Here is a 555-nt window from a genome sequence, read left to right as displayed (position 1 = left end):
TCACTGTAGCACACAATGCAGCAAGTGCAGGAACACAAGTCAGCGCAACTGCTAAACACGGCAACAGTGACGCAAGTACAGCAGCAAGTGTTGCCCTACCAGGTAAAGCAGCAACACCAGCAGCACCAACAGTAGTAAGTGACGAAGCAAACGCACGAGTAACCGTAACGCCAAGTGCAGATGCAGACCGAGTAGAAGTTACAGTAGGAAACTCAACAGTGGTCGCAACGAAAACTGGCTCAACATGGAGTCTAACACCAGCTAAAGAAGGAGTAAGTGTAGATCCAACAAGCGGAGTAATCACTGTAGCACACAATACAGCAAGTGCAGGAACACAAGTCAGCGCAACTGCTAAACATGGAAACAGTGATGCAAGTACAGCGTCAAGAGCAAACTTACCAGCCAAAGAAACAACACCAAATGCGCCAACAGTAGTAAGTGATACAGCAAATGCACGAGTAACAGTAACGCCAAGTACAGGCGCAGACCGAGTAGAAGTTACAGTAGGAAACTCAACAGTGGTCGCAACGAAAACTGGCTCAACATGGAATTTAT

Annotated in this window: 1 pseudogene; it reads left to right on the top strand. The window is 47.2% G+C overall.

Annotation, left to right across the window (positions count from 1 at the left end):
- Positions 1 to 555, top strand: a pseudogene (locus HMPREF0851_RS16370) (hypothetical protein); the annotation flags it as partial.

The sequence above is a fragment of the Streptococcus sp. M334 genome, assembly GCF_000187745.1.
Classification (GTDB): Bacteria; Bacillota; Bacilli; order Lactobacillales; family Streptococcaceae; genus Streptococcus.
This window is presented reverse-complemented; position numbering and strand designations above follow the sequence as displayed.